The sequence below is a fragment of the Vibrio sp. genome, assembly GCF_038138445.1.
Lineage (GTDB): Bacteria > Pseudomonadota > Gammaproteobacteria > Enterobacterales > Vibrionaceae > Vibrio.
The window spans coordinates 1-21,634 of sequence record NZ_JAYQDQ010000045.1 but is presented as its reverse complement, the minus strand read 5'-3'; the positions used below and the strand labels follow the sequence as shown (position 1 = coordinate 21,634).

General features: G+C 41.2%; 19 protein-coding genes and 1 pseudogene. 13 read left to right on the top strand and 7 right to left on the bottom strand.

Annotated elements, in window-relative coordinates:
- On the top strand, positions 1-889 hold an 889-nt coding region (locus tag AAFM34_RS12665; RefSeq protein WP_341663352.1), incomplete at its 5' end, for an HlyD family secretion protein.
- 52 nt (positions 890-941) lie between these two features.
- On the opposite strand, the gene gltS is transcribed toward AAFM34_RS12665, so the two are convergent.
- Positions 942-2,168 carry a sodium/glutamate symporter gene (gltS, locus tag AAFM34_RS12660; RefSeq protein ID WP_341663350.1) on the bottom strand — a complete coding sequence of 409 codons (1,227 nt, stop codon included), beginning with the start codon at positions 2,166-2,168 and terminating at the stop codon, positions 942-944.
- A 616-nt stretch (positions 2,169-2,784) separates the two neighbouring features.
- Between gltS and AAFM34_RS12655 the strand changes: the two genes are divergently transcribed.
- The 4 genes from AAFM34_RS12655 to AAFM34_RS12640 all read left to right on the top strand — a co-directional run bounded on the left by AAFM34_RS12655 (position 2,785) and on the right by AAFM34_RS12640 (position 7,064).
- Positions 2,785-3,708 carry a DUF368 domain-containing protein gene (locus AAFM34_RS12655; RefSeq protein WP_341663348.1) on the top strand — a complete coding sequence of 308 codons (924 nt, stop codon included), beginning with the start codon at positions 2,785-2,787 and terminating at the stop codon, positions 3,706-3,708.
- Positions 3,709-3,874: 166 nt separating this feature from the next.
- The gene (locus AAFM34_RS12650; RefSeq protein WP_341663346.1) at positions 3,875-5,206 is read left to right on the top strand and encodes an aspartate aminotransferase family protein; all 1,332 of its coding nucleotides are present in this window, start codon (positions 3,875-3,877) and stop codon (positions 5,204-5,206) included.
- Positions 5,206-6,048 carry a 3-keto-5-aminohexanoate cleavage protein gene (locus AAFM34_RS12645; protein ID WP_341663345.1) on the top strand — a complete coding sequence of 281 codons (843 nt, stop codon included), beginning with the start codon at positions 5,206-5,208 and terminating at the stop codon, positions 6,046-6,048. The genes AAFM34_RS12650 and AAFM34_RS12645 overlap by 1 nt, the downstream gene beginning before the upstream one ends.
- A 41-nt stretch (positions 6,049-6,089) precedes the next feature.
- Entirely contained in the window at positions 6,090-7,064 is a 975-nt protein-coding gene (locus tag AAFM34_RS12640) for a TAXI family TRAP transporter solute-binding subunit (protein WP_341663343.1), read from the top strand.
- A gap of 161 nt (positions 7,065-7,225) precedes the next feature.
- On the opposite strand, the gene AAFM34_RS12635 is transcribed toward AAFM34_RS12640, so the two are convergent.
- Entirely contained in the window at positions 7,226-8,191 is a 966-nt protein-coding gene (locus AAFM34_RS12635) for an arginine deiminase-related protein (RefSeq protein WP_341663341.1), read from the bottom strand.
- Between the two features lie 300 nt (positions 8,192-8,491).
- Here AAFM34_RS12635 and AAFM34_RS12630 point away from each other — a divergent pair, with 300 nt between their 5' ends.
- The 6 genes from AAFM34_RS12630 to AAFM34_RS12605 all read left to right on the top strand — a co-directional run bounded on the left by AAFM34_RS12630 (position 8,492) and on the right by AAFM34_RS12605 (position 14,679).
- Positions 8,492-10,345, top strand: a complete 1,854-nt coding sequence (locus tag AAFM34_RS12630; RefSeq protein WP_341663339.1) for an ABC transporter ATP-binding protein — start codon at positions 8,492-8,494, stop codon at positions 10,343-10,345.
- A 469-nt stretch (positions 10,346-10,814) separates the two neighbouring features.
- On the top strand, positions 10,815-11,315 hold the full coding sequence (locus tag AAFM34_RS12625; RefSeq protein ID WP_341663337.1) for a YdcF family protein: 501 nt from the start codon (positions 10,815-10,817) through the stop codon (positions 11,313-11,315).
- Positions 11,308-11,916, top strand: coding sequence for a hypothetical protein (locus tag AAFM34_RS12620; RefSeq protein WP_341663335.1), 609 nt, complete (start codon positions 11,308-11,310; stop codon positions 11,914-11,916). The genes AAFM34_RS12625 and AAFM34_RS12620 overlap by 8 nt, the downstream gene beginning before the upstream one ends.
- 280 nt (positions 11,917-12,196) lie before the next feature.
- Positions 12,197-13,165, top strand: a complete 969-nt coding sequence (locus tag AAFM34_RS12615) for a Gfo/Idh/MocA family oxidoreductase (protein WP_341663334.1) — start codon at positions 12,197-12,199, stop codon at positions 13,163-13,165.
- A gap of 591 nt (positions 13,166-13,756) precedes the next feature.
- On the top strand, positions 13,757-14,209 hold the full coding sequence (locus tag AAFM34_RS12610) for an antitoxin Xre/MbcA/ParS toxin-binding domain-containing protein (protein WP_341663331.1): 453 nt from the start codon (positions 13,757-13,759) through the stop codon (positions 14,207-14,209).
- Complete coding sequence (locus tag AAFM34_RS12605; protein WP_341663330.1) at positions 14,209-14,679, top strand: RES family NAD+ phosphorylase; 471 nt, start codon at positions 14,209-14,211, stop codon at positions 14,677-14,679. Before AAFM34_RS12610 ends, AAFM34_RS12605 begins: the two co-directional genes overlap by 1 nt.
- Before the next feature lie 89 nt (positions 14,680-14,768).
- On the opposite strand, the gene AAFM34_RS12600 is transcribed toward AAFM34_RS12605, so the two are convergent.
- From AAFM34_RS12600 to AAFM34_RS12590, 3 genes are all read right to left on the bottom strand, one after another.
- Positions 14,769-17,336, bottom strand: a complete 2,568-nt coding sequence (locus AAFM34_RS12600; RefSeq protein ID WP_341663328.1) for a hypothetical protein — start codon at positions 17,334-17,336, stop codon at positions 14,769-14,771.
- A 60-nt stretch (positions 17,337-17,396) separates the two neighbouring features.
- Positions 17,397-18,158: an ADP-ribosyltransferase gene (locus AAFM34_RS12595; RefSeq protein WP_341663326.1), complete on the bottom strand. Its 762-nt coding sequence runs from the start codon at positions 18,156-18,158 to the stop codon at positions 17,397-17,399.
- A gap of 329 nt (positions 18,159-18,487) precedes the next feature.
- Entirely contained in the window at positions 18,488-19,039 is a 552-nt protein-coding gene (locus AAFM34_RS12590; protein ID WP_341663324.1) for a class I SAM-dependent methyltransferase, read from the bottom strand.
- Positions 19,040-19,564: 525 nt separating this feature from the next.
- Here AAFM34_RS12590 and AAFM34_RS12585 point away from each other — a divergent pair.
- Together AAFM34_RS12585 and AAFM34_RS12580 are read left to right on the top strand one after the other, a co-directional pair.
- Positions 19,565-20,422: pseudogene (locus tag AAFM34_RS12585) on the top strand (DUF535 family protein); the annotation flags it as partial.
- 165 nt (positions 20,423-20,587) lie between these two features.
- Positions 20,588-20,905 carry a heavy metal-binding domain-containing protein gene (locus AAFM34_RS12580; RefSeq protein WP_152432300.1) on the top strand — a complete coding sequence of 106 codons (318 nt, stop codon included), beginning with the start codon at positions 20,588-20,590 and terminating at the stop codon, positions 20,903-20,905.
- 48 nt (positions 20,906-20,953) lie between these two features.
- Here the strand turns inward: AAFM34_RS12580 and AAFM34_RS12575 are convergent, their stop codons facing one another.
- Both AAFM34_RS12575 and AAFM34_RS12570 read right to left on the bottom strand, forming a co-directional pair.
- Complete coding sequence (locus tag AAFM34_RS12575) at positions 20,954-21,097, bottom strand: hypothetical protein (RefSeq protein WP_341663322.1); 144 nt, start codon at positions 21,095-21,097, stop codon at positions 20,954-20,956.
- Positions 21,098-21,288: 191 nt separating this feature from the next.
- Positions 21,289-21,634 (bottom strand): ACT domain-containing protein (locus tag AAFM34_RS12570; protein WP_341663320.1); only part of this gene is annotated, 346 nt, incomplete at its 5' end.

Below are 21,634 nucleotides of genomic sequence, written 5' to 3'. Positions count from 1 at the left end.
CAATCAGCCTCTACAAAAAGGGGATGTACTATTTGTGATTGATCCCACGCCTTTCGAAGCAGAGGTTGATAGATTAAAAGCAAAGATAAAAGAAGCGAGTCAAAGTGCACTTAGCCTTCAATCTGACGTACTCGAAGCTCAAGCAGCGTTAACTCAATCCATCGCAGATAGGGATAAAGCACAGCGAGAGTTTTCTCGCTACCAGCGTGGCTATGAAAAAGGCGCGTTTACTGAACAAGACCTAGACAGCCGTCGCCAAGCCTATAAGGCTTCTGAGGCAGCAGTAGACGTATCTCAAGCAAGAGTGAGCCAAGCGAAAATTGCCCTTAATTCTGAAATAGGGGGCGAGAATACCAGAGTTGCTCAATCACTTGCTGAGTTGCGCCAAGCGGAGTTCGATTTAGAACAAACTGTCGTTAGAGCACCAACCGCTGGCTTCGCCACTCAGCTCGCCCTTCGCCCCGGCGTCATGGCAGTACCTTTACCTCTCGCCCCAGTAATGACATTTGTCCATACGGAGGAAACTCTTTATGCCGCAGCATTCAGGCAAAACTCTCTTCAGCGCTTGCAACCGGGCTATGAAGCAGAGTTTCTCTTTAGAGCAATTCCTGGCAAAGTGTTTAAGGGAAGAGTCGTTGACGTGTTACCAGCTATCGGCGAGAGCCAATTTCAAGCTCGTGGTTCTCTGTTAGGTACTGAAGCTCTACGAACCAATGGACGTGTTTTTGTTACACTTGAAATTACTGATGATTTATCCAATTATCATCTACCCATGGGAACCGCTGTCGAGGTTGCCGTGTACTCAAATAAGTTCACTCATGTTTCGATTATGCGCAAAGTTCTAATAAGAATGAAAAGCTGGCAAAACTACCTTTACCTAGACCACTAACTACATATAACAAGCCCTACTACCTCGTAGTTAGGGCTTGTTGCCGCTTAAATTAGCCGATGAAAGAGATATAGCCCTGAAGAATGACAAGGTTAACAATATCAATAAAGAAAGCGCCGACAATGGGGACAACCATAAATGCTTGAGGAGATGGACCATATTTATTAACCAAAGATCCCATATTCATCACAGCCGTAGGAGTCGCACCTAAGCCAAACCCACAATGACCACCTGACATAACGGCCGCATCATAGTTAGAGCCCATAACCTTAAAGGTCACATAGTAGGCAAAAACACCCAAAACCACTGACTGAACAGACAATATAATCAGAAATGGAATCGCGAGATCGAATATATTCCAAAGCTTTAAGCTCATAAGAGCCATTGCTAGAAACAATGAAAGCGACACAGTTCCTAAAATATCAACCGTTTCTGCATCCATTCGGTGTACTTTAGTGACTTCCATTGCATTAGTGATAAACACACCGATAAACAAGGCGTAAACAAAATCCGGTATCATAAGCCAACTGATTTCCAGACTCGTCACCCACTGTTCAAGATACTTAGCACCAGTAACACAAATCAGCAAAACAAATAGGATCTCAATTACCTTTTTCGAGGTGACTTTGTCTTCTTCATACTCGTTATAAGTGACAAGTTCTGGAAACTTTTCATGGGTGTTACCCCCTGTACCATACTCTGACTCAAAGCCGTTCTTGTTGATCAACTTTTGCGCCACAGGGCTACCGATAATACCTCCAATGATCAAACCAAAGGTCGCCGATGCCATGGCAATTTCCAATGTGTTACTTAATCCATAAGTCTCTGTAAACGTTTGTGACCAAGCTGCGCCAGTACCATGGCCGCCAGATAAGGTAATCGAACCTGCGATTAAGCCCATCAGAGGATCAAGACCAAGCGCTGTTGCCAATGAGACACCAACAGCATTTTGAATGATAATGTAGAATGACGCGACCGCGAGGAAAATAAAAACCTTAGCCCCACCTTTTATTAGCTGCGTATAGTTTGCCGCAAGCCCCACGGTACTGAAGAACATCAACATAAAAGTGTTTTGTAATGGTAGCGAAAACTCTAGCTCAATACCTTCAAAGTGCATCACTGTGATGATAAATGCCACTATAAGTCCACCGACAATAGGCTCAGGGATATTAAACCTCGTCAGGATAGGAAGCTTTGAGTTAACGAAATGGCCTAAAAATAAGACACAAATAGCGATTAAGAAGGATTCTAGAGATCTAACTGAAATGACTTGATTCATATAACCTCTTTGTTGTCTGTTACCCCTCTTCCCTAGTAAGGCAACTTAATGATGTTTCTATTCGCTTAGCAGCCAATACTCTAATTAAACCACAAAGTCGTCGTTAACAAAGCCAAGCTTAATGTCTATCCGTATTAATAATACGCATAAACCGCATGACTGACGATTTAAGGCAAAAATAAAGCGCGTATTATGGATGTAATTGAAGAGAGATGTCGAGACGTGGCTATAAGTTTGTCTCTTTTAATGGTGTAAACTCTAAGAAAAGTAAGAATAAAAAAAAGCCAACCGCAATAATCGCGATTGGCATCTATATTTTGTGAACAATTCTATTCACTAACAACGTCAGTTGGCTAGGTGACCCTCGGCTTAATAAGGGTCAATACATATTATGCATTTTATGTGCCAACATTTGAACCCCCAAAAATGATACATTGGTTCAGATTTGCAGCGGTTATTCGCTTTTTTATTGCAATTTGGGAATTGCAAATTGCAAAATTGGTGCAAATCGATAGTAAACCAGTATCTTATCGGTTTAAGGTTTAGGTATAATTGGGTACTGTTTAATTCCCATTGTCGTTATAATCTTCCAATCAAAACCAACTTGCTCTGAATAATGAAATATCTATCAACGTTTTTAAAAGGATTAGTAATGGGGGCTGCTGATGTGGTCCCTGGAGTCTCTGGTGGAACCATTGCTTTCATAACAGGGATATACGACACGCTTCTGGAAAGCATTAGGCGTATTAACCCACAGCTCATCAGCGTAATAAAACAAGACGGGATAAAAGCTGCTTTCGAGCACATCAACGGCCTTTTTCTTATCGCACTCTTTTCCGGCATTCTCACGAGCATTGCGACGCTTGCTAAGCTGATTTCTTGGTTGCTGGAAACACATCCGATCCCCTTATGGTCATTCTTTTTCGGCCTGATTCTGGTTTCTGTATTTCATATGCTCAAACAGATAGAAAAAAGAAGCCTAAGTCGTGTAATAGCTCTTTTACTAGGTATCACTTTCGCCTATAGCATAACCATACTTCAGCCACTACAACTTGACCCAACCAGTGCTAACATCGTGCTCGCAGGCGCTATTGCGATCAGTGCCATGATACTCCCGGGAATATCTGGAAGCTTTATCCTGCTTCTCATCGGAATGTACGCTCCTATATTGGGCGCTGTCAAATCCATGGATATAGCACCTCTAGCACTCTTCGCCAGCGGCTGTGTTATCGGCCTACTAAGTCTGTCACATGTTCTAACTTGGTTACTTAAGCACTTGAGAGATCTTACTCTAACTTTCTTAACAGGTTTAATGGTGGGAACACTACCAAAAATATGGCCGTGGAAAGAAACGCTTAGTTGGAGAACGAACTCTAGCGGTGAGCAAGTACCACTACTAGAGCGTAATCTTTCTCCTTTTGACTTTGAAGCGATTACATCGCAGCCTGCGCAACTAACAATTGCAGTAATACTCATGCTCAGCGCTATAGTATTAGTTCTAGCCTTAGAGAAGCTTGCTGCCCACTCAGAAAGCTCATAACTACCTTAAACAACTCTTTAGTCTTTAGTATCCTAGAGGCAGCCGTTTGGCTGCTTCAATTGCATCTGCACTCATTCCAAAAACTCATAATGCTCAACTTTTTGTCAGTTGCGTAATGGCTCATTGTTAGACAGGATTAAAGTATCGAATCTTTCGGAGTCCTGACATGTCCAACGTATTTCATCGACATTGCCATCAAATTTTGCCGACTATCAGTCACGGCGAAGGTATGTATCTTTTCGACAAGAATGGGAAATCTTACCTTGATGCTTGTGGCGGCGCAGCGGTATCAAACCTTGGCCACAATCACGCTGCGATAAAGCAGGCGATTATCAAACAAGTCAATGAAATAGCCTATGCTCACACTGGCTTTTTCACTAATGAGCCAAGTGAGAAACTGGCCACCAGACTTTGCTCATTAATGCCCAAGCAATTTAATCGAGCCTATTTTGTCAGCGGAGGCTCCGAAGCCGTAGAAGCCGCTTTAAAGATGGCTCGGCAGCATTTCGTTGAACAAGGAAAACCGAGCAAAACCGAGTTTATTGCCCGCAGACAAAGCTATCATGGGAATACGCTAGGCGCACTAAGCGTTGGAGGCAACCAGTGGCGACGTGAGCCATTTAAACCTCTGCTCTCTACCTCTCATCACATTGATCCCTGCTATGCATATCGATACCAAAACAACGATGAAACAGAAGATGATTACTCGATACGCGCAGCCAATCAGCTCGAAGAAAAGATCCTTGAACTCGGACCAGAAAACGTGATGGCATTTATTGCTGAGCCTGTTGTTGGTGCGACATCAGGAGCCGTGCCCGCAACGAAAGGGTATTTTAAACGTATACGCGAGATTTGTGACGCCTATGATGTTTTGCTCATTTTGGATGAGGTCATGTGCGGCATTGGTCGAAGTGGAAGTCTATTCGCGTTTGAACTTGAGGGCATTGAGCCAGATTTAGTCTGTATCGCGAAAGGATTAGGCGCAGGTTACCAACCTATTGGTGCCACAATAGCCAATGACAAAGTCTACCACTCAATGGCCAGTGGCAGCGGTTTTTTCCAACACGGGCACACTTACATGGCGCACCCTACCGCCTGTGCATGCGCGCTGGCGACCATTGATAGGATAATAGACGAACAGCTCATCAGCGCAGTAAACCACTTCGGAGATAAACTAAAGCAAGCACTTGTAGAACAACTAGGCCCTATGCCTAACATAGGAGACATTCGTGGTAAGGGATTGTTTCTGGGTATCGAGTTGGTCAAAGACAAAACAACCAAAGCTCCCCTTCCCAGCAGCACCCAAGCCCATAACGTGATAAAAGCGCATGCGATGCAAAATGGTTTAATGTGCTATCCGATGGCTGGCACGATTGATGGTAAGAACGGACACCATATTTTACTTGCGCCTCCATTTATCCTTCAAGATCAACATATCGAAGAAATAGTAAGTAAATTAAAAGCCACAATCGATGAAGTATCAAAAGGATGGGCCTAATGTCTTCAGGTAATGATAAACATACTCAGCGTGCCATTATTGTCGCGCCCAATGGCGCTCGTAAAACCAAGCAGGATCACCCGAATATTCCTCTAACAGAAACAGAAATCATCAACGAAGTGATCGCGTGCCGAGACGCTGGAGCTGCAATGCTTCATCTCCATTGTCGTGACGACAACGGGCACCATAGCCTTGATGTCACACGCAATCAACGCCTCTATGAACATGTCAAACAAGCCGTGGGGGACTCTATAATAATCCAGCTAACCACTGAAGCGGTCGGACTATATTCGCCTGAGCAACAAAAACACCTAATAAAAACTGTTAAACCAGAGGCTGCTTCATTCGCATTACGTGAGTTAGTCCCAGACGATGCTAACCTAAATGACTGTCGAGCTTTTTTCCACTGGGTGGCAGAACAAGGCATTATCAGCCAAATTATCCTTTATGATCAACCCGATATCTCAACGTATCTACAACTGCTCAACGACGATGTTTTACCAAGCCAAAACCAGCACGCCTTAATTGTACTAGGACGCTATCAAACTCAGGGAAACCCATGCCCTAAAGAGCTGGACAAATTACAAATCTCTGCCCTTCGCCAACGTGCTATTCGTGTTGCAGTCTGTGCCTTCGGCAGACATGAACATCAATGTTTAGTCCATGCACTAAAACAAGGTCTAGACGTTCGGGTAGGCTTTGAAAATAATCATCTTACTCCAGACGGTAAGCCAGCAGCGAATAATGCTCAGCAAGTGAGATACCTCAAAGAATCGGACAATTTATTGAATATTAACTACCATGATGCATATAGTTTTCGACGAGCGCTAACAAATGGCTAGACTTTAGTTTAGTAGCCGACCATGCGACAAAAGGAATGACTATGGCATCACTTAAAGGAATCTTATCAGCACTTGTTACCCTCATTCTTTTAATCCCCTCCCTCTCTGCATTGGCAAAAGATAAATATATCACTATTGGTACAGGAGGCGTCACGGGTGTGTACTATCCCACTGGCGGTGCCATTTGCCGATTGGTCAACAAAACCAAAGCAGCCCACGGGATTCGATGCTCCGTCGTATCCACAGGAGGCTCTATCTATAATGTTAATACCATAAGAGCGGGAGAGCTCGAGCTGGGTGTTGTTCAGTCTGACTGGCAATACCATGGCTATAACGGCACCAGTAAATTTTCAGATGCGGGGCCATTTAAGGAGCTTCGCTCTGTTTTCTCCGCCCACCCAGAACCTTTTACCGTGGTTGCGCGAAAAGACTCGGGAATTAAAACCTTTGAAGACTTAAAAGGAAAGCGGGTCAACATTGGTAACCCTGGTTCAGGTCAACGCGGAACTATGGATGTATTAATGGAGCGATACGATTGGAGTACTGAAGACTTTAAACTTGCCTCAGAACTCAAAGCATCCGAACAATCCAAAGCATTATGTGATGGCAAGCTCGATGCAATGATCTACGTCGTTGGTCACCCTAGTGCCGCGATTCAAGAGGCCACCACCTCATGTGATAGTGATATAATCGAAGTCTCGGGCCCCAAAATTGATCAGTTAATCGCCGAGGCAAGTTACTATAGAAACGCAACTGTGCCAGGGGGGACCTACAAAGGTAATCCTGATGGCGTAAAAACGTTTGGTGTTGGTGCCACATTTGTCTCATCGACTGCAGTATCAGAAGAAGTGATTTATCACATCGTAAAGTCGGTGTTTGAAAACTTTGATAACTTCAAGAAGCTGCATCCAGCCTTTGCCCACCTTAAAAAAGAAGAAATGGTAAAAAGTGGCCTAACCGCACCACTTCACCCTGGCGCTCTTAAGTACTATAAGGAAGTGGGACTGATTCAATAAATCTCTTTTGTTTTTATGCCAGCTGCTCGACTAGCCATTGATGAAATAATTGAACTTTTCGCGATGCCAGTCGGTAGCTAGGCACACTCATGTAAAGAAACAAAATACTGGAGAGGCGCAGTGCCTCTCCAAGCAAATAAGATATTATGTATTAGAGTGGATTAGCACTTGGGAAGAAAAACCTCACCCAACATACAACGCACGCTGCCACCGCCAATAGATTCTATTGTCTGCACATTAAATGGCATCAGTTTAGCGTGGCTAGACAATTGAGCACGCTGCGCCGGAGAAAAAGCATCATAAGCGGACTGAGACATAGCAATGACTTTATCGCCAGCATCGGTTTCCAATTCTAAAATATTGCCGCAAAATTGATTCATCTGCTCAAGGCTGATTGAAATGACTTGCTTATCTTTGGCCAGTGATTTAATTACGAAGCGACGTTCAAACTCAGGGATCACTTCATCGCAAATCACGCAGAAGTGCTCACCAATAGCCATCATTACATTGGTATGATAAATCGGCTTTCCTGATGGAAGTGCAGTTTGGAAAGAGACCACTCGCTCATAGCCAATACGCTCAGCGTAATCTTCTAACACTTCACGATCGCAGCGCTGTGAAAGCGCGGCATAAATGGTTTTGTTGAGATGATCGATAACCATTACGCCCGTGCTCTCTAAATGAGCATCCTGATCAAGATAATCCACTAAAGAGTCCTGCGACTTCACTTTGCGACCAGAGTTTTCTAAAGCGGCACATAAAGCGTCCGGTCTCACCTCTTGTTGGCGGTTTTTACACGCCATAGGAAAAGTGTACAGAGCTCCATCAGAGGTCGTGCTAAACCAGTTGTTTGGGAATACCGCATCAGGCGTTTCAATTTGCCCTAAAGGGTAGTCAAATTCGATCACTTGGACACCAGCACCGCGAAGCTGATCGGCCATTACGCGAAACTCTTGCATGGCCTGTTCACGTACTTGTTCTGTTGTTTGATTGACTTGATGCTGAAACTCATTATCGAGTGCAGTTTCGGCATTGAATGCAAACTCTTTAGGCGGAACCATTACCACACAATTGGCGTTTTGCACTGTAGAAACGGCTTTTTGTTGTTTTGGTTGTTGTTTTAACATTGCAATAGACTCATTGTTTCTCACTCACTTGGGAGAATTGTAGACATATTGTTAAAATAACAATCACTGAAATTACTCCACTTTATGTTATAGAACCAGAAATATTCCTGAAAATTTCATCAAATACCGTAAAATTTACTAAAAAGTGTGGAGTTGAAGATTTTCGGATGGATATTATGCAAACATTCCGATAACAAAAAGTTGTTAGGTGGTTACATTTCAAATAGTAACAGTATACCATTGATACAATACGCTATTGGTATCGATGGCTTTTCAACGTCGTGTATTTGAAGGCTAGTTATGTTTAAAAAATTCGAAGGCTTCACAAAGCCCTTTCCTAACGAAGAACCTACGCAGCCACCTTATGGGATTTGGGCATTTTGCCGCTACTATACCCGTGGCTTTGAGCGCCCGCTGATTATCATGTCTCTAATGGCTATGATCATCGCCATTGCAGAAGTCTCCCTTTTCGGCGCTATGGGCAGTCTAGTTGACTGGTTAACAAACAGCAGTCCTGATACGTTTTGGCAAGACAATAAAACAGAGCTCATGCTGTATGGCGGTCTAATACTCATTGTCATGCCTATCTTGGTGACCGCTTATTCTCTTGTTATTCACCAAACTCTGCTCGGCAATTACCCAATGTCGATTCGCTGGCTTGCTCACCGTTACCTACTCAAGCAAAGTCTCAACTTCTATCAAGATGATTTTGCCGGACGCGTTGCAACTAAAGTAATGCAAACATCGCTTGCCGTTCGTGAAACCGTGATGAAGTCCATGAATGTGTTCGTTTATGTCTCGGTTTACTTTACCGCTATCGTTGTCTTGTTAGCTCAAGCCGATTGGCGCTTGATGATCCCAATGTTGGTCTGGCTGGCATGTTATATCGGTATCCAACTCCATTTTGTTCCTAAACTCAAAGGCGTAGCCTCAGAGCAAGCCGATGCACGCTCAACCATGACAGGCCGCATTGTTGACAGCTACACCAATATCGCAACCGTTAAACTTTTCTCTCACAGTAAACGCGAAACCGAATACGCAGAAAAAGGCATGCAAGGCTTCCTTAATACTGTGTATCGTCAAATGAGATTAGTGACAGAATTTGATGTCGCGGTAGAAATATCCAACTATTTGTTGGTCTTTTCTGTTGCCTCCCTTTCAATTGTACTTTGGATGGATAGCTCGATCAGCATAGGAGCCATCGCAATTGCGATTGCGCTGGCGCTGCGTATTAACGGCATGTCGATGTGGATCATGTGGGAAGTCGGTGCTTTGTTTGAAAACATGGGCACTGTAGTTGATGGGATGAAAACACTCTCTAAACCCATTTATATCAAAGATAAAGAACAAGCTAAGCCGCTACAGGTCAACCAAGGATCTATTGAATTCGATAACGTTAGTTTTCATTATGGAGATGAAAACAAAGGCGTGATCAGTGATCTCAACCTCAAAATAAAACCGGGTGAAAAAGTCGGGCTAGTTGGCCGCTCCGGTGCTGGTAAGTCAACCTTGGTTAACTTACTGCTGCGTTTTCACGATGTAGAGAGTGGCTGTATTAAAATCGATGATCAAATCATCTCTGATGTAACCCAAGATTCGCTGCGCAGTAACATAGGCATGGTGACTCAAGATACCTCGCTGCTTCATCGCTCAATTCGTGACAACATTCTGTATGGTAATCCAGATGCAACGGAAGAAGATCTGCTTAAAGCAACCAAACAGGCTCACGCCCATGAGTTTATAGAAACGCTTAACGACCCATTTGGCAACGATGGCTACGACGCTCAAGTTGGTGAGCGCGGAGTCAAACTATCAGGCGGACAAAGGCAGCGCATTGCGATTTCCCGAGTATTACTCAAAGATGCGCCAATCCTTATTCTCGATGAGGCGACATCAGCACTCGATTCAGAGGTGGAAGCAGCGATTCAAGAAAGCTTAAATGAATTGATGCAAGGTAAAACCGTTATCGCAATCGCGCATAGGTTATCCACCATTGCTGCCATGGATCGCCTGATCGTGCTCGATAAAGGTCAAGTCGTCGAACAAGGTACACACAGTGAGCTTATCCAAAACGAAGGCATTTACGCTCAGCTATGGGCACATCAAACCGGTGGATTTATCGGTGAAGAGGCAGAACAAAAGCAAACCGCTTAATAGAACCCCAAATGCCCCAATATGAGCACGCTTATATTGGGGTTTTGAGCTAAATCTTATCAGTTAATTACGCCCGAAACTCTTTCATTGTTTCAACTAAGTTACTGTAACTTTTTTTACAGTAATCTACATTAGCCGAAGTGCCATCAAGAAGTCTTCAAGCATTAATAATTGTTGATTTGGTTAACTGTTAATATTGAGGGAAGGTTTTGAACATTTCCACGTTACGATCTCTTATGAATGTTAGATATTCGGGTAAATTTGGCCAGAGCAAAATGAAAGACCTGAATCTGAATATTTTTTAAATATATTGAGTTTGTTTTATTAAATTTCTGATGTATGAAAATAAATTATTGGATGATAATGTGAGTCTTTCGAGTAGGTAATTGACCAATATAATAACATCATGTTATATATACTATTATAATGTCTAATCGTTAATTATTAATTAAATAATAGGTTGGTTGGTTTGGGTATAATATTGGTTTTTGGAAACACAAATGACCCTAATGGGATTTTATCTGATATCAGTATTTCTAGGATAGAAAAAGTTGCTCAGGTGATAAAAAGCTATCCTGACTATAAGATAGTTGTAACAGGTGGATATGGTGATCACTTTAATAAAAGTAAGTACCCTCACTACCACTATATGATACAAAGTTTGAAGAGGTTGGGGGTTCCTGATTGCAATATTCTTGCTGGAATTAATAGTAGTTTTACGCTTCAGGACATTATGATGACTAGAGACTTTCTTTCTACTTACGAAACAGATGAAATAATAATGATCACATCAGAGTTCCATGCAAGTAGAGTGGCTTGTTTTGCGATGGAGTATTTTTTTGATAGAAAAATAACAATTATTCCAGTTGAAAGCCCTATTGATAGTTCTGAGCTAGATAGATTGAAAAAAAATGAATATAAAACACTAAAAAAGAGCATTAATGTAATGATGGGAGGTGTATATGAATAGATGGAAGGAGGAGTATTTAAAAAATGGTTATATTATTGTTGATATATTATCAGACGTTCAATCACTTGGATTCAGGAAAATTTTAGAAAATGAAGTATTAGGTTTAGACAAGAGAGATTTAATCGTTGATCCTACTGTGAAGCTATTAGATGGATATTTTCAAAAAGAAGGTCACAAACTAGATGATTATGGAAACGAACTAAAGCTATATTATATTAATAATGTGTCTTTCCTTGATAAATGTGAAAAAATTAGAGAGTTATACTGTAACGAAAAATTAATGAATATATCCGAAGAAATTATAGGGGAAAATCTTGCATTAGACGGAAGTGCTCTTCTATTAGCTGAAACTGGAACGCATTATGAGCTTGCTTGGCATAGAGACACAATTCAAATTCCTCAGAATGAGATAAGTGATAAGCTATTTACTGGAGAGTATTTTCATAACAACGTTCAGATTAATTTAGCTTTAAGTTATGATGAAAGCTTATGGGTTGTACCAGGAAGCCATAAACGGCCATTAAACAAACATGAGCAAGAAGTATTTGGAATGTCAAAGCACTACGCTCTTGATAACTGCTCACTCCCAGCTCAGAATTGAGTGACGCTAAAACCAGGGCAAGCCGTACTTTACAACAACAATATCGTCCATAGAGGTTATTGTAAATCCCTTTCTGAACCACGCAGGGTTGTTCACATGGGATACCATTCAACGCTCCATCCACCCACATGGCACGCATATCATCTTAATCCTGAAATTGCTAAAAAAGTAAACTTAGTCAATTATCCATCTGATTTGGCCAAGATGATTGAAAACTCGTTTAGAACATTGGAACGATATCCAGAACCTTCAAAATCGTGGAAGCACTTGGGGGGAGAATATGCTTAGATGGGGTATTTTAGGCCTTGGTAATATTGCCAATAGAGTGGCTTCTGACTTTACTCATGTTTATAACGGAGAATTAGTTGCAGTTTCATCAAGGTCAAAAAAAAGAGCTAAAGATTTTTCTGACACTTATGATGTAGGAACCATATTTACAAGTTATGAATTACTAATTAAAAGTGATAACGTTGAAGCTATTTATATCGCGACAATACATTCTTCACATTATGAACTAGCTCGGGCTTGTTTGAAGCATGGAAAACATGTCATGGTTGAGAAGCCCGCAGTAACAAGCCCTGAGCAGTGGGAGGAACTTACTCAATTAGCAAAAGAAAACCATTGTTTTTTAATGGAAGCGATGAAGTTCCCACTGTTTCCAGCTTACCAAGAGCTCAAAGCATTGATAAAAAAAGAGTTGGGGCGGGTAAACAACATTTCTGCGTGTTTTGGGAATTATCATCGCTATGACTCATGTTGGCATTTATTTGATAAGCAACATTTTGGTGGGGCTAAATATGATGTGGGATGTTATTTGGCATGGTTGTATGTAGATTTATTGGAAGTGAAAAATAAAAAATCTCTGAAGTTATCTCGTATTGAAACCCGTGTCAATGATAAGTCTCAAGTAGATGAGAGAACTGATTTTTTCTTCAGTCAACCTTCACAAGCTATATTACGTAGCTCAATTGTTGATGATTATTCTAGGGAAGCTAGCATCACCACCGAAAAAGCAAATATCAAAATTCATGGCAAATGGTGGAACCCTAAAAAAATTGAAATCTATTCACAACAAAATAATCATATAATCGATTATTCAGACTCCCTTGGTGGAGGTTTCCACTATGAATTTAATCATTTTGCGGAGTGTATTTCTCTCGGACTAAATGAGTCACCAATACTAACTCATAAAAAAACCTATTTAGCACTAACAATAATTGATTCGGATAACTATGTTAAAGACCTATAAAATTCTCAAGAAAGGTGAATTTTGCTTTGCACAATCATTAGAGGACCCCGATGCAAAGGATATTATTTTTTCATTGATACAAGACTCGTTTGGAATAGAATCATTATCTATTCTCGCTATTAATAGCGAAGAGGCACTTGAACAGTATCATATGGGCAAGGAGATGCTTATTAATCAATAAATAAGTGGAATATGTCTAAAGGAAAACTAATTCAGGACAGACACCAAAAAACTAATTCAGGACAGACACCAAAAGACAAAATCGGCGGCACATCAAAAAACCTCAGCGCGGCGTGGATAATTTATCTTTCTCTTTACGGTGTGTGTCCAGTTTTTTCTTTCTTTTTTATTGTGGATATTAGATACATATTAAATTCAACCCAATTGTGTTTAATCTAGAGAGAGTATGAAGTGTAAAGCGGTAGACAGGTCAAGTAGATTGGCGGAATTTTTAATGTTGGTTAAGATAAAGGCGATGAAGTACAAGATCTCACCTATAAGGTCAATACTTAACCCTATCCATTGATTGCAAATTAAGCTCATTTGGTCCAGTATAGTAAGACTATATGAGCTTAATTTTGGAGGCTGACAATGGCTACGGCTCAACTAAAAAGCTTTAAACCCAAACCAAGCAAAAAAGCGAATTTCTGGGTTAGCCTAGGTATTGAAGACGCAAAAACCGCGAGAACAGATGCGGTCCACCAAGGCTTTAAACCTGAGGTCTACTACAAGGTTCTTGAGAAAACACAGTTATCTCAAAACGAGTTTTACAATGTTACTCACATTCCTGTAAGCACAATAAAGCGTCGCCTTAAGAAAGAAGAGCGCTTCAACCCTCAGGAAAGTGATGCCATCTATCGATTGGCCATGCTGATTAAGTTAGCAACCGATTTATTCAACAGTGAGCAAAGAGCCTTGGAATGGGTTCGTGAAAGCGTGTATGGCTTAGGTGGAAAAAGACCGCTCGATATGGTGTCAACCACGGTTGACTATGAGATTGTCAAAGATCTTATCGGCAGAGTTGAACATGGGGTGTTCTCGTAGTGCAGCTTTACCGCTTAACGCAAAAAAAGTTTGCTGATTCCCCATTTAGCCCCGAGGGCGCAAAACTCTACGGTGGAAGATGGAACTCCAAGGGTACTGAAGCACTCTATTTCTCTGAGTCAGAGTCTTTGTGTTCACTTGAAGTGTTTGTTCATGTCAACAATGACCCCAATATTGTTGATCAATACGACCTTTATCGTATAGAAATACCCAATAAACTGGTGGCCAAGCTTGATATAGAAGATTTACCCAAAACATGGCGACATATTCCAGCAAGCGAAGCTACCCAAGAAATTGGCGATCAATTTCTAAATCAGGCCAAGCCGCTCTATGCTGCGCTGCAAGTCCCCTCCACGATCTCACCGAGAGACCACAACTATGTCGTCAATCCAAACCATCCAGCAATGAAAAATATTTTCAGCCAGCATGAAAAGCTCGAATTCGAGTTTGATCCTCGCATATTTAAATAGCGACAGCCCTAAGACCACAAAAGATAAAAAAGAAGATATGGTAAGCTCACCATATCTTCCAATTACATTATTTCACACCCAAAGCCAGCTTAGAGCATATTACAGTGGATACCCTGCCCTAAATCGTTTTGTTTCATGATCCCCCATTCAACAATGGATTGATTGGTGAGTTTCTGATAAGTCACATTATTTAACCAAGTTGAAATGGGTGATAGCCAATATAAAGAAGGATCTTTAGAAATAGATAGTAACGCCTTTTTCCAAGCGATGAAATTGGACTCACAGCCGCTATTAGACACGTCATTAAACATTCGGCTCATACTCACAAGTGTTGTGATTTTTTGCCCCAGCTCTGAAGAAGGGTCATAAAGTGCGTCAATGGCGCTAAACAATCTGGCATCATAACTATCTGGGATTAAATCAGACACTAGATATCTTAAAATATGAGCAGGCAACATTTCAGAAAACAACACAGATGCATCATCCTGCGTTTCAGAAACATGGCGGCCAACACTAGAGCGTTGCGAATGAACAATTGCCATATAACGCTGGAAATCACCCAATTGAGCATGCAGCCAATCTACTCCTTTTTGGTTACTTAGCTCCAATGCCTCAGCCATATGAGATTTTACTATGCCTTTCGCCAGTGGAAGGGCATTGCCTGACAAATTCGTCACATCCAGGGTTGAGTCTTTTAATGCTGATGCGATAAATGGTGCATATTTTTCTATATCAAAGCTGTTCGGGTAAACATAACTGTAAAATTGACGCCCCTGTTTTGCTTTCCACTCACTTTCTAACGCAGGCTCAATCAACTCATCCAGCTTTGCAACTCGTTTACGATGTACATATAGACTACGACCTGAATAGCTGGCTAGCCAACGCGCAATATCATTAAGAGAACTGGATCGAGATAGATTTTCTTTGGCCAAGTACGATGCGCTCCATCCCTCACAAGATTGCTCACCAATACAGTCACTACCAAGCTGCTGGCGTGAGTCAAACAGCCAACGATACACCTCGGCCTTGCTCGTCTTATTTTGTTTGATGTTCCGCTGATGCTCAGAATAAGACAATATTTGCTGCTCTAGCCACTGCTCTTCGGTTTCAGGATTCCAACCATTTTGTATTAGTGTGTATAGTGTTTCATTGAATAGCTGGTAATAGTGCGCTCGCTCTGGCACTTGTATTTCACGCACAACTTCGTCTTGTGATGGGTCAAAACGGCGAGTTTCTGCTGGAACTTGAGTGTATTCTACACAACCACGAAAGTTAGGATCGCCCCCTAAAATGCCCAAACGAGAACAGTACTCATAGCTGTCTTGTAACACTAAAACCTTAGAAGAGAGTTCTCTCGCTGTAGCAGGTCTGTAAAGCAGGCTTCTTGCCATTTCATCGACAGCGTATCGGCTTGCTTGTTGTTTGAAAAAATCATTGGTGTTGGTGATTGCCCCTGAATCAAATAATTTATCGATTAACTGCAACCCTTCGCTTCTCATCAAACTCTGAAGCTTTATACTGATAATACGAACATGATTATCGGCCGTTTCAGCAATTTTCTTCTTGGCGTTTAATGTTCGTAAATAAAGTTTTCTTAGCGCGTTGCGCTCTAAACCACTTAAATCACTACTGCGCAGTCGGTCAAGCTTTGTAATCGCTTGTTCAAGCACTGAATTTTGGCAGTGCTTGAGCGCTGATAAGGCATTAATGGCTTGGCGAGTGGAAGGTGAAAGACTATTACTTCTTTGCTGAGAATAAAGCGCGTAAACCGCATCGGCTTCAGGCTGGCAAACACTTCTGATATCGGATGAAAACAACCGATTTCCGTCTTTATTGATGCCTAACTTAAAATACAAGGTTTTATTCAGCTCTTGATCGACAGCGGTGATCAACTTATTTGAAAGAAGGGTTTGAGCCTTTACCGATTCTTGATAATAAGCTTGATATTTTAAAGCAACATCGGACGCGTAACTTTTGACGATCGTTTCTATGGTTTTATGCTGATTAGCAGCTAATGATGCCCAGTGTTTTTTGTCTCTTAAATCTTGTCGAGTCACGATATCGTCATGGATGGTGAAGCTGTAGTGATCACCCGCAGCCATATTATTCCAACGATTAACCATAATATGGCGGTCAATACTGCGCTGAGGCAGCTTAAGAACACCAAACCAATCGACCAGTTCCATAACAGTGGTAAAACGATCGTAAGATGTTCTTGACTCATCCTCAAAAGCATCGGCGACATTACGGGCCCAAAGGCCAACAGCAACTGCGTCTCCTATTGGCCCTAAAACCTCCAGCGCCGCTCCGCCCACTTTAGAGGCTGTACGACCAATAGAAGATAACAGACGTGAGGCTTCTTCAGCTTCTAGAGCAACAGAGCTTTCTGGGCCAATTTCAAGCAAAGAGGAGGTGTTGTTATATAGGTATTTTGCTTCGCTTAAGTCAGTTGGTTCGGCCGAAAAATGGTTTGGTGCAGTAGGAAATAAATCTTCCGGCGTTATACCTTCACTAAATGAGGTATAGTTTTTCTCACTCAAGCGATTAAAGGCTTCTTTATCGAGAATAGTAAACTCATCGCCAATAGTACAAAATCCGGCTGCCAAAGCGTTGGTTGATAGCATGGCACAAAAAAGTATTATATTTTTTAACTTCATATCGTTGATTATTCTTAGATTTACTGAAAGTGTTACACTATGGGTTTGTTCGAGAAATGACTAAAATTCACAAGCTTCAACTGCTGATATATTCTCTCCGGTATGCATATCTTTAATAGGTCTATCTCCTATTTCACTTACCGCAATTTCTCTATAGATCACATTATTCGTTCCCATATCAGGGTTGACATCGATAGCTGTCACTTCAAAGAAAGTGTCTCGATTAATTAAGACTTCCAATTCATCTGTTCTCATCTCAGGCATAATGATGGATGCCTCTCCATTGCGAAGTTCAAACATTGATCTCTGACCTCCGTAAAAGCCCTCGGTTGATCTTGCAGACACGGAAGTCGATAAAAAAGTACTAGGGCTAACAATATCACCCACCTTAATTAAGCCATCACTGTAGGCCTGTATTAATGACTCTCCACGATAGGTTTCACCGGTAAATTTAACTCCATGTTCAAACGCCGAGTCGATATGCTCAATAATGGGGTTTATTTCTTCGGTATTTTCACCATTAAGTATTGCTCGCCGAATGGCCTGATAGCCATTTTGCTGGTAATAATTAAGGGCATCAATGGATTCATACGACAGAGTATATTGCTGCTGCATAGATGAAGGCTGAAGCTTTGACATAAGTTGGTAATACTCATCAATACTTTCTTTGGTGAAAGGGTTGTCGAGTTTTTCTATTAAGTCCTTAATTTCAGCTTTGGTGTAATATCCTTTGTTATATTTAAGCCCAGCAAAACTCACCGATGAAATAGCAAGTAATGTGACAATGGCAGTTGAAAAAATAAGTTTAATTAGCAACTTCACTTATACATATCCTTAACATGTTGATTTATTTGCACACATCATACATGCATATGTATTGACTTATAATGATAATGCTTATATAACAATGGCTTATTTATACATGCATTCCAACTTTAGGATATCGACCTTGTACCAACTCGGCCTCATTTGGGTCAGGTGTTGGTTTGAGAGGTTGGTATAAGTAAGCGTGCGATAATACCGCTGTATAGATATGGAAGAATATGGCTCGGATATACCTAAACAGCTTGAAGTTCAGGACACACACCAAAAGGACTAATTCAAAACAAACCGAAAGTGCCAAACGTTATTAATCCATCTTAAACGCTATGTTAGGTGCGTTGGGCTTCAGAGTGGATGAACAGGTACAGAGCAAAACCCATTGTTTCACGACCCCACTTTAAATACGCATCCTTCCAATATCGTCTTGTTTTTACTTTGTCCAATAACTCAATATTCTCAGGGTCTCGCAGCAACTCTCGCTCGGATGCTAGCCAAAATGAACTTTCAAAATTGTCCCAATCTTCATAGGAAGCATGGACAACATAAACGCATTCGAGACCTAATTGATTCCCTGCTTCTATACTTTGCAAGTTTGATCGTAATTCTAACGGATCAATTCCTGTCGCTCGTAAGTACTCTTTCTCGGGTTCTTTTCGCCAATACGCATCTCCCAGTACAATTACGCCATTGGGAGCTATAAGAGATTTCATGTCAGACAGTGCGTTGTCTAAAGCTTCACCAACATCACCAAACGCATGAGTAGAGCCTAAACTAAAACACGCATCAAATGCGCCTTTAGGCAGCTCAACATCTTTGAATGCAGCAGTATGAAAGGTAACTTGATCTAAATATGAGTCCAAATTTTCCTTTGCTTTAGCCATTTCCAATTCGTCAATTTCAATGACAACCGCCTTGGCAATTAAACTTGTCTAAAACCCTTTTAATTAATTCGCCATTCCCGCAGCCAACATCTAAGACTAAAGAGTCCTCATTTAGCCATAGCTCATCTAGCATGTTGTCTATACAACTTGAGCTAATAGGATTGTTGTGTTTCATCATTACCCTCCATGGCATTTTTCATTCAAACATTTAAAAGAATTGTTGAGATCACGAGCACCTTATATTGTTAATAACAGTCAGTCTGGTTTTTCTATATGCCCAGCTTTGGGCAAACCTACCATAAGCCACTAAAAATTAGAGTAAATGTATCATGTTATTCATTCTATCATCACATAAAAACATACCAAGGTGTCATTACTTTCTGATAAAGCAGGATATTTGACCCTTAACGCCCATCAAAAGGCCAGTGTACAACTTTGTCGTAAGCCTCTGACAAACCCATACAGCAATTATTATTTTTATCATTATATTCCTCGGGAAAACTTCGTTTTCACTTTGAGGTTACCGTGAAACTTAAAACGTTATACAAGATTTCCAAAAAAATAAATGGTACACAAAATAAGTTCACTGTGTATCGGAACCACTGCAGATTCTGCTTTCGCTATATGATTGCGCCGAACACAGCGAGAGCGGTTCAATCTATGCAGGAAGATCAACATATTCGAGACCTTTTTGACCTCAGACCCAAGATGTACGATCAACCCACGCATCCTTATGTGTGTCTCAACTGGAATAAGGCAACCCGTTTAAAAAACCTTTCTGCTCACCTAAATTTTATGTCTAAGCAGTTGGGAGAAAAAAGCAAGCACGCTTATTCAGAGCAGGGGTATAAGCTTTTTTCGATTCAAGGAAACAATGGCGAAGAGTATGATGTACGACTTTGCTCAGGCGAATGGCGAGAGGGCTCTCTGGGTTTATCCATTACCGATAAAGCGCTGCAAAGCATTTATTTCACCACGTTTTGCGTAACTGAAAGTGGCGACTTATTTATCGGCTGTATTCAAGGTGCCAGAGGCTCAATTGAAGATCGCTCTGACATTATTAAATCGTTAACAAAAGCTCAACACGGAATGCGCCCTAAAGCGCTTATTGTTGAACTAACCATAATGTTTGCTCGCCACTTTGGTTTATCGAACGCCTATTGTGTCACCAACAAAGGTCATGTCTATAATGCATCTGATTACAGAAGCAAAAGACAACGCAAAAAAATGATGTTTGACTATGACGCATTCTGTAGCGAAATGAGTGGCATCAAACAAAGCCCCTATCAATTTAAACTGCCGATAGAGAGTATTCGCCGAGATTTAGACGATCTAAACCGGACAAAGCGAAAAATGTATCGCAAGCGCTACGAAATGCTCGACCTCTACGAGGAAAAATCAGGGAATCACTTGCGGCGTGATCTATACCCAAATGATCAAACATTGAGTGATATAAACAGGCATTTTCGAAAAATAACTTCAAAATTATTTGAAGTTGTTAATTTGTGCGACCAAAGTGTCTTGTTTAGGCATTCTAGGAGATGGCTGATGATCTACACAACCACAGAAACGATTCCGGGCAGAGAGATTGAAACCGTGCTAGGCATTGTAAATGGCAATATTGTCCAATCCAAACACGTTGGACGAGACATTATGGCCGGACTTAAAGGCATTGTCGGTGGTGAGCTGAAAGGCTACACCGAAATGTTAACTGAAGCGCGTGAAATCGCTATTGAGCGTCTCGTTCAAGACGCGGCTAAGCTCAATGCAGATGCTGTGGTCGGGATTCGATTTACAACCAGTGCGATTACTGACGGAGCATCAGAACTTATGGTGTTTGGAACTGCGGTAAAGCTCAAAGCCTAAACAAGGTTAGTATAGGCCCAAGCCTTAAATACTTATTGGGCCTAATATTTACGCAAGTATCACATCACCATCAACTTCAAATCCAGCCTTTATCAATTGATCCTTCTCGGCGAGAAATGTTTCATCTTCCATGTTAAGGTAAGTAAAGTTTTCTCTGCCAAACTCTTGATTATAATAAAACTGAAACTTCATATTAAAATTTAATTTCCATTAAAATGATATAGCTACATTCTGAACAGAATATGTAACATATCCACTGATGAAAATTATATTCAAATGACAATATTGTAAAGCGTTTTAATAAAAAACAATCAATGCCTAATATTTTGACAATAAAATAAATTAATCATTTATAACATTAAGTGTATAGCTCAGTTTTATATCTAGTTCTGACTAAATTCCATCAATGCCGCAAGGGCAGCATTTGCTTTACTGGCTGGAACAAAAATGTGGTCGTGATAATAGGCAGCGATAACATTTGCGCTGATGCCTTTTGAAGCTAACTTGGTCGATACTGCCGCGGTCAGACCAACCGCTTCTAAGCTCGAATGCACTGTTAATGTTATTTGGCGATAAACACCTTCAAAGTCTATACCCGACTTTTCGGCTATGGCTTTTTCAAGCACTAGCGTTAAGCCTTCAGCTTCGATAAAACTTGCGAGGGGTTTAAGCTCAGCACTGAGGGATCCCCTCATAAATCCGCCAGTGCATAGCCATCTTTTAAGAGCT

Coding starts and splice junctions, on each gene's coding strand:
- AAFM34_RS12580 (WP_152432300.1), top strand. CDS start 20,588: ATGATCTACACAACCACAGAAACGATTCCGGGCAGAGAGATTGAAACC.
- gltS (WP_341663350.1), bottom strand. CDS start 2,168: ATGAATCAAGTCATTTCAGTTAGATCTCTAGAATCCTTCTTAATCGCT.
- AAFM34_RS12600 (WP_341663328.1), bottom strand. CDS start 17,336: ATGAAGTTAAAAAATATAATACTTTTTTGTGCCATGCTATCAACCAAC.
- AAFM34_RS12630 (WP_341663339.1), top strand. CDS start 8,492: ATGTTTAAAAAATTCGAAGGCTTCACAAAGCCCTTTCCTAACGAAGAA.
- AAFM34_RS12610 (WP_341663331.1), top strand. CDS start 13,757: ATGGCTACGGCTCAACTAAAAAGCTTTAAACCCAAACCAAGCAAAAAA.
- AAFM34_RS12635 (WP_341663341.1), bottom strand. CDS start 8,191: ATGTTAAAACAACAACCAAAACAACAAAAAGCCGTTTCTACAGTGCAA.
- AAFM34_RS12650 (WP_341663346.1), top strand. CDS start 3,875: ATGTCCAACGTATTTCATCGACATTGCCATCAAATTTTGCCGACTATC.
- AAFM34_RS12615 (WP_341663334.1), top strand. CDS start 12,197: ATGCTTAGATGGGGTATTTTAGGCCTTGGTAATATTGCCAATAGAGTG.
- AAFM34_RS12645 (WP_341663345.1), top strand. CDS start 5,206: ATGTCTTCAGGTAATGATAAACATACTCAGCGTGCCATTATTGTCGCG.
- AAFM34_RS12620 (WP_341663335.1), top strand. CDS start 11,308: ATGAATAGATGGAAGGAGGAGTATTTAAAAAATGGTTATATTATTGTT.
- AAFM34_RS12590 (WP_341663324.1), bottom strand. CDS start 19,039: ATGGCTAAAGCAAAGGAAAATTTGGACTCATATTTAGATCAAGTTACC.
- AAFM34_RS12655 (WP_341663348.1), top strand. CDS start 2,785: ATGAAATATCTATCAACGTTTTTAAAAGGATTAGTAATGGGGGCTGCT.
- AAFM34_RS12575 (WP_341663322.1), bottom strand. CDS start 21,097: ATGAAGTTTCAGTTTTATTATAATCAAGAGTTTGGCAGAGAAAACTTT.
- AAFM34_RS12640 (WP_341663343.1), top strand. CDS start 6,090: ATGGCATCACTTAAAGGAATCTTATCAGCACTTGTTACCCTCATTCTT.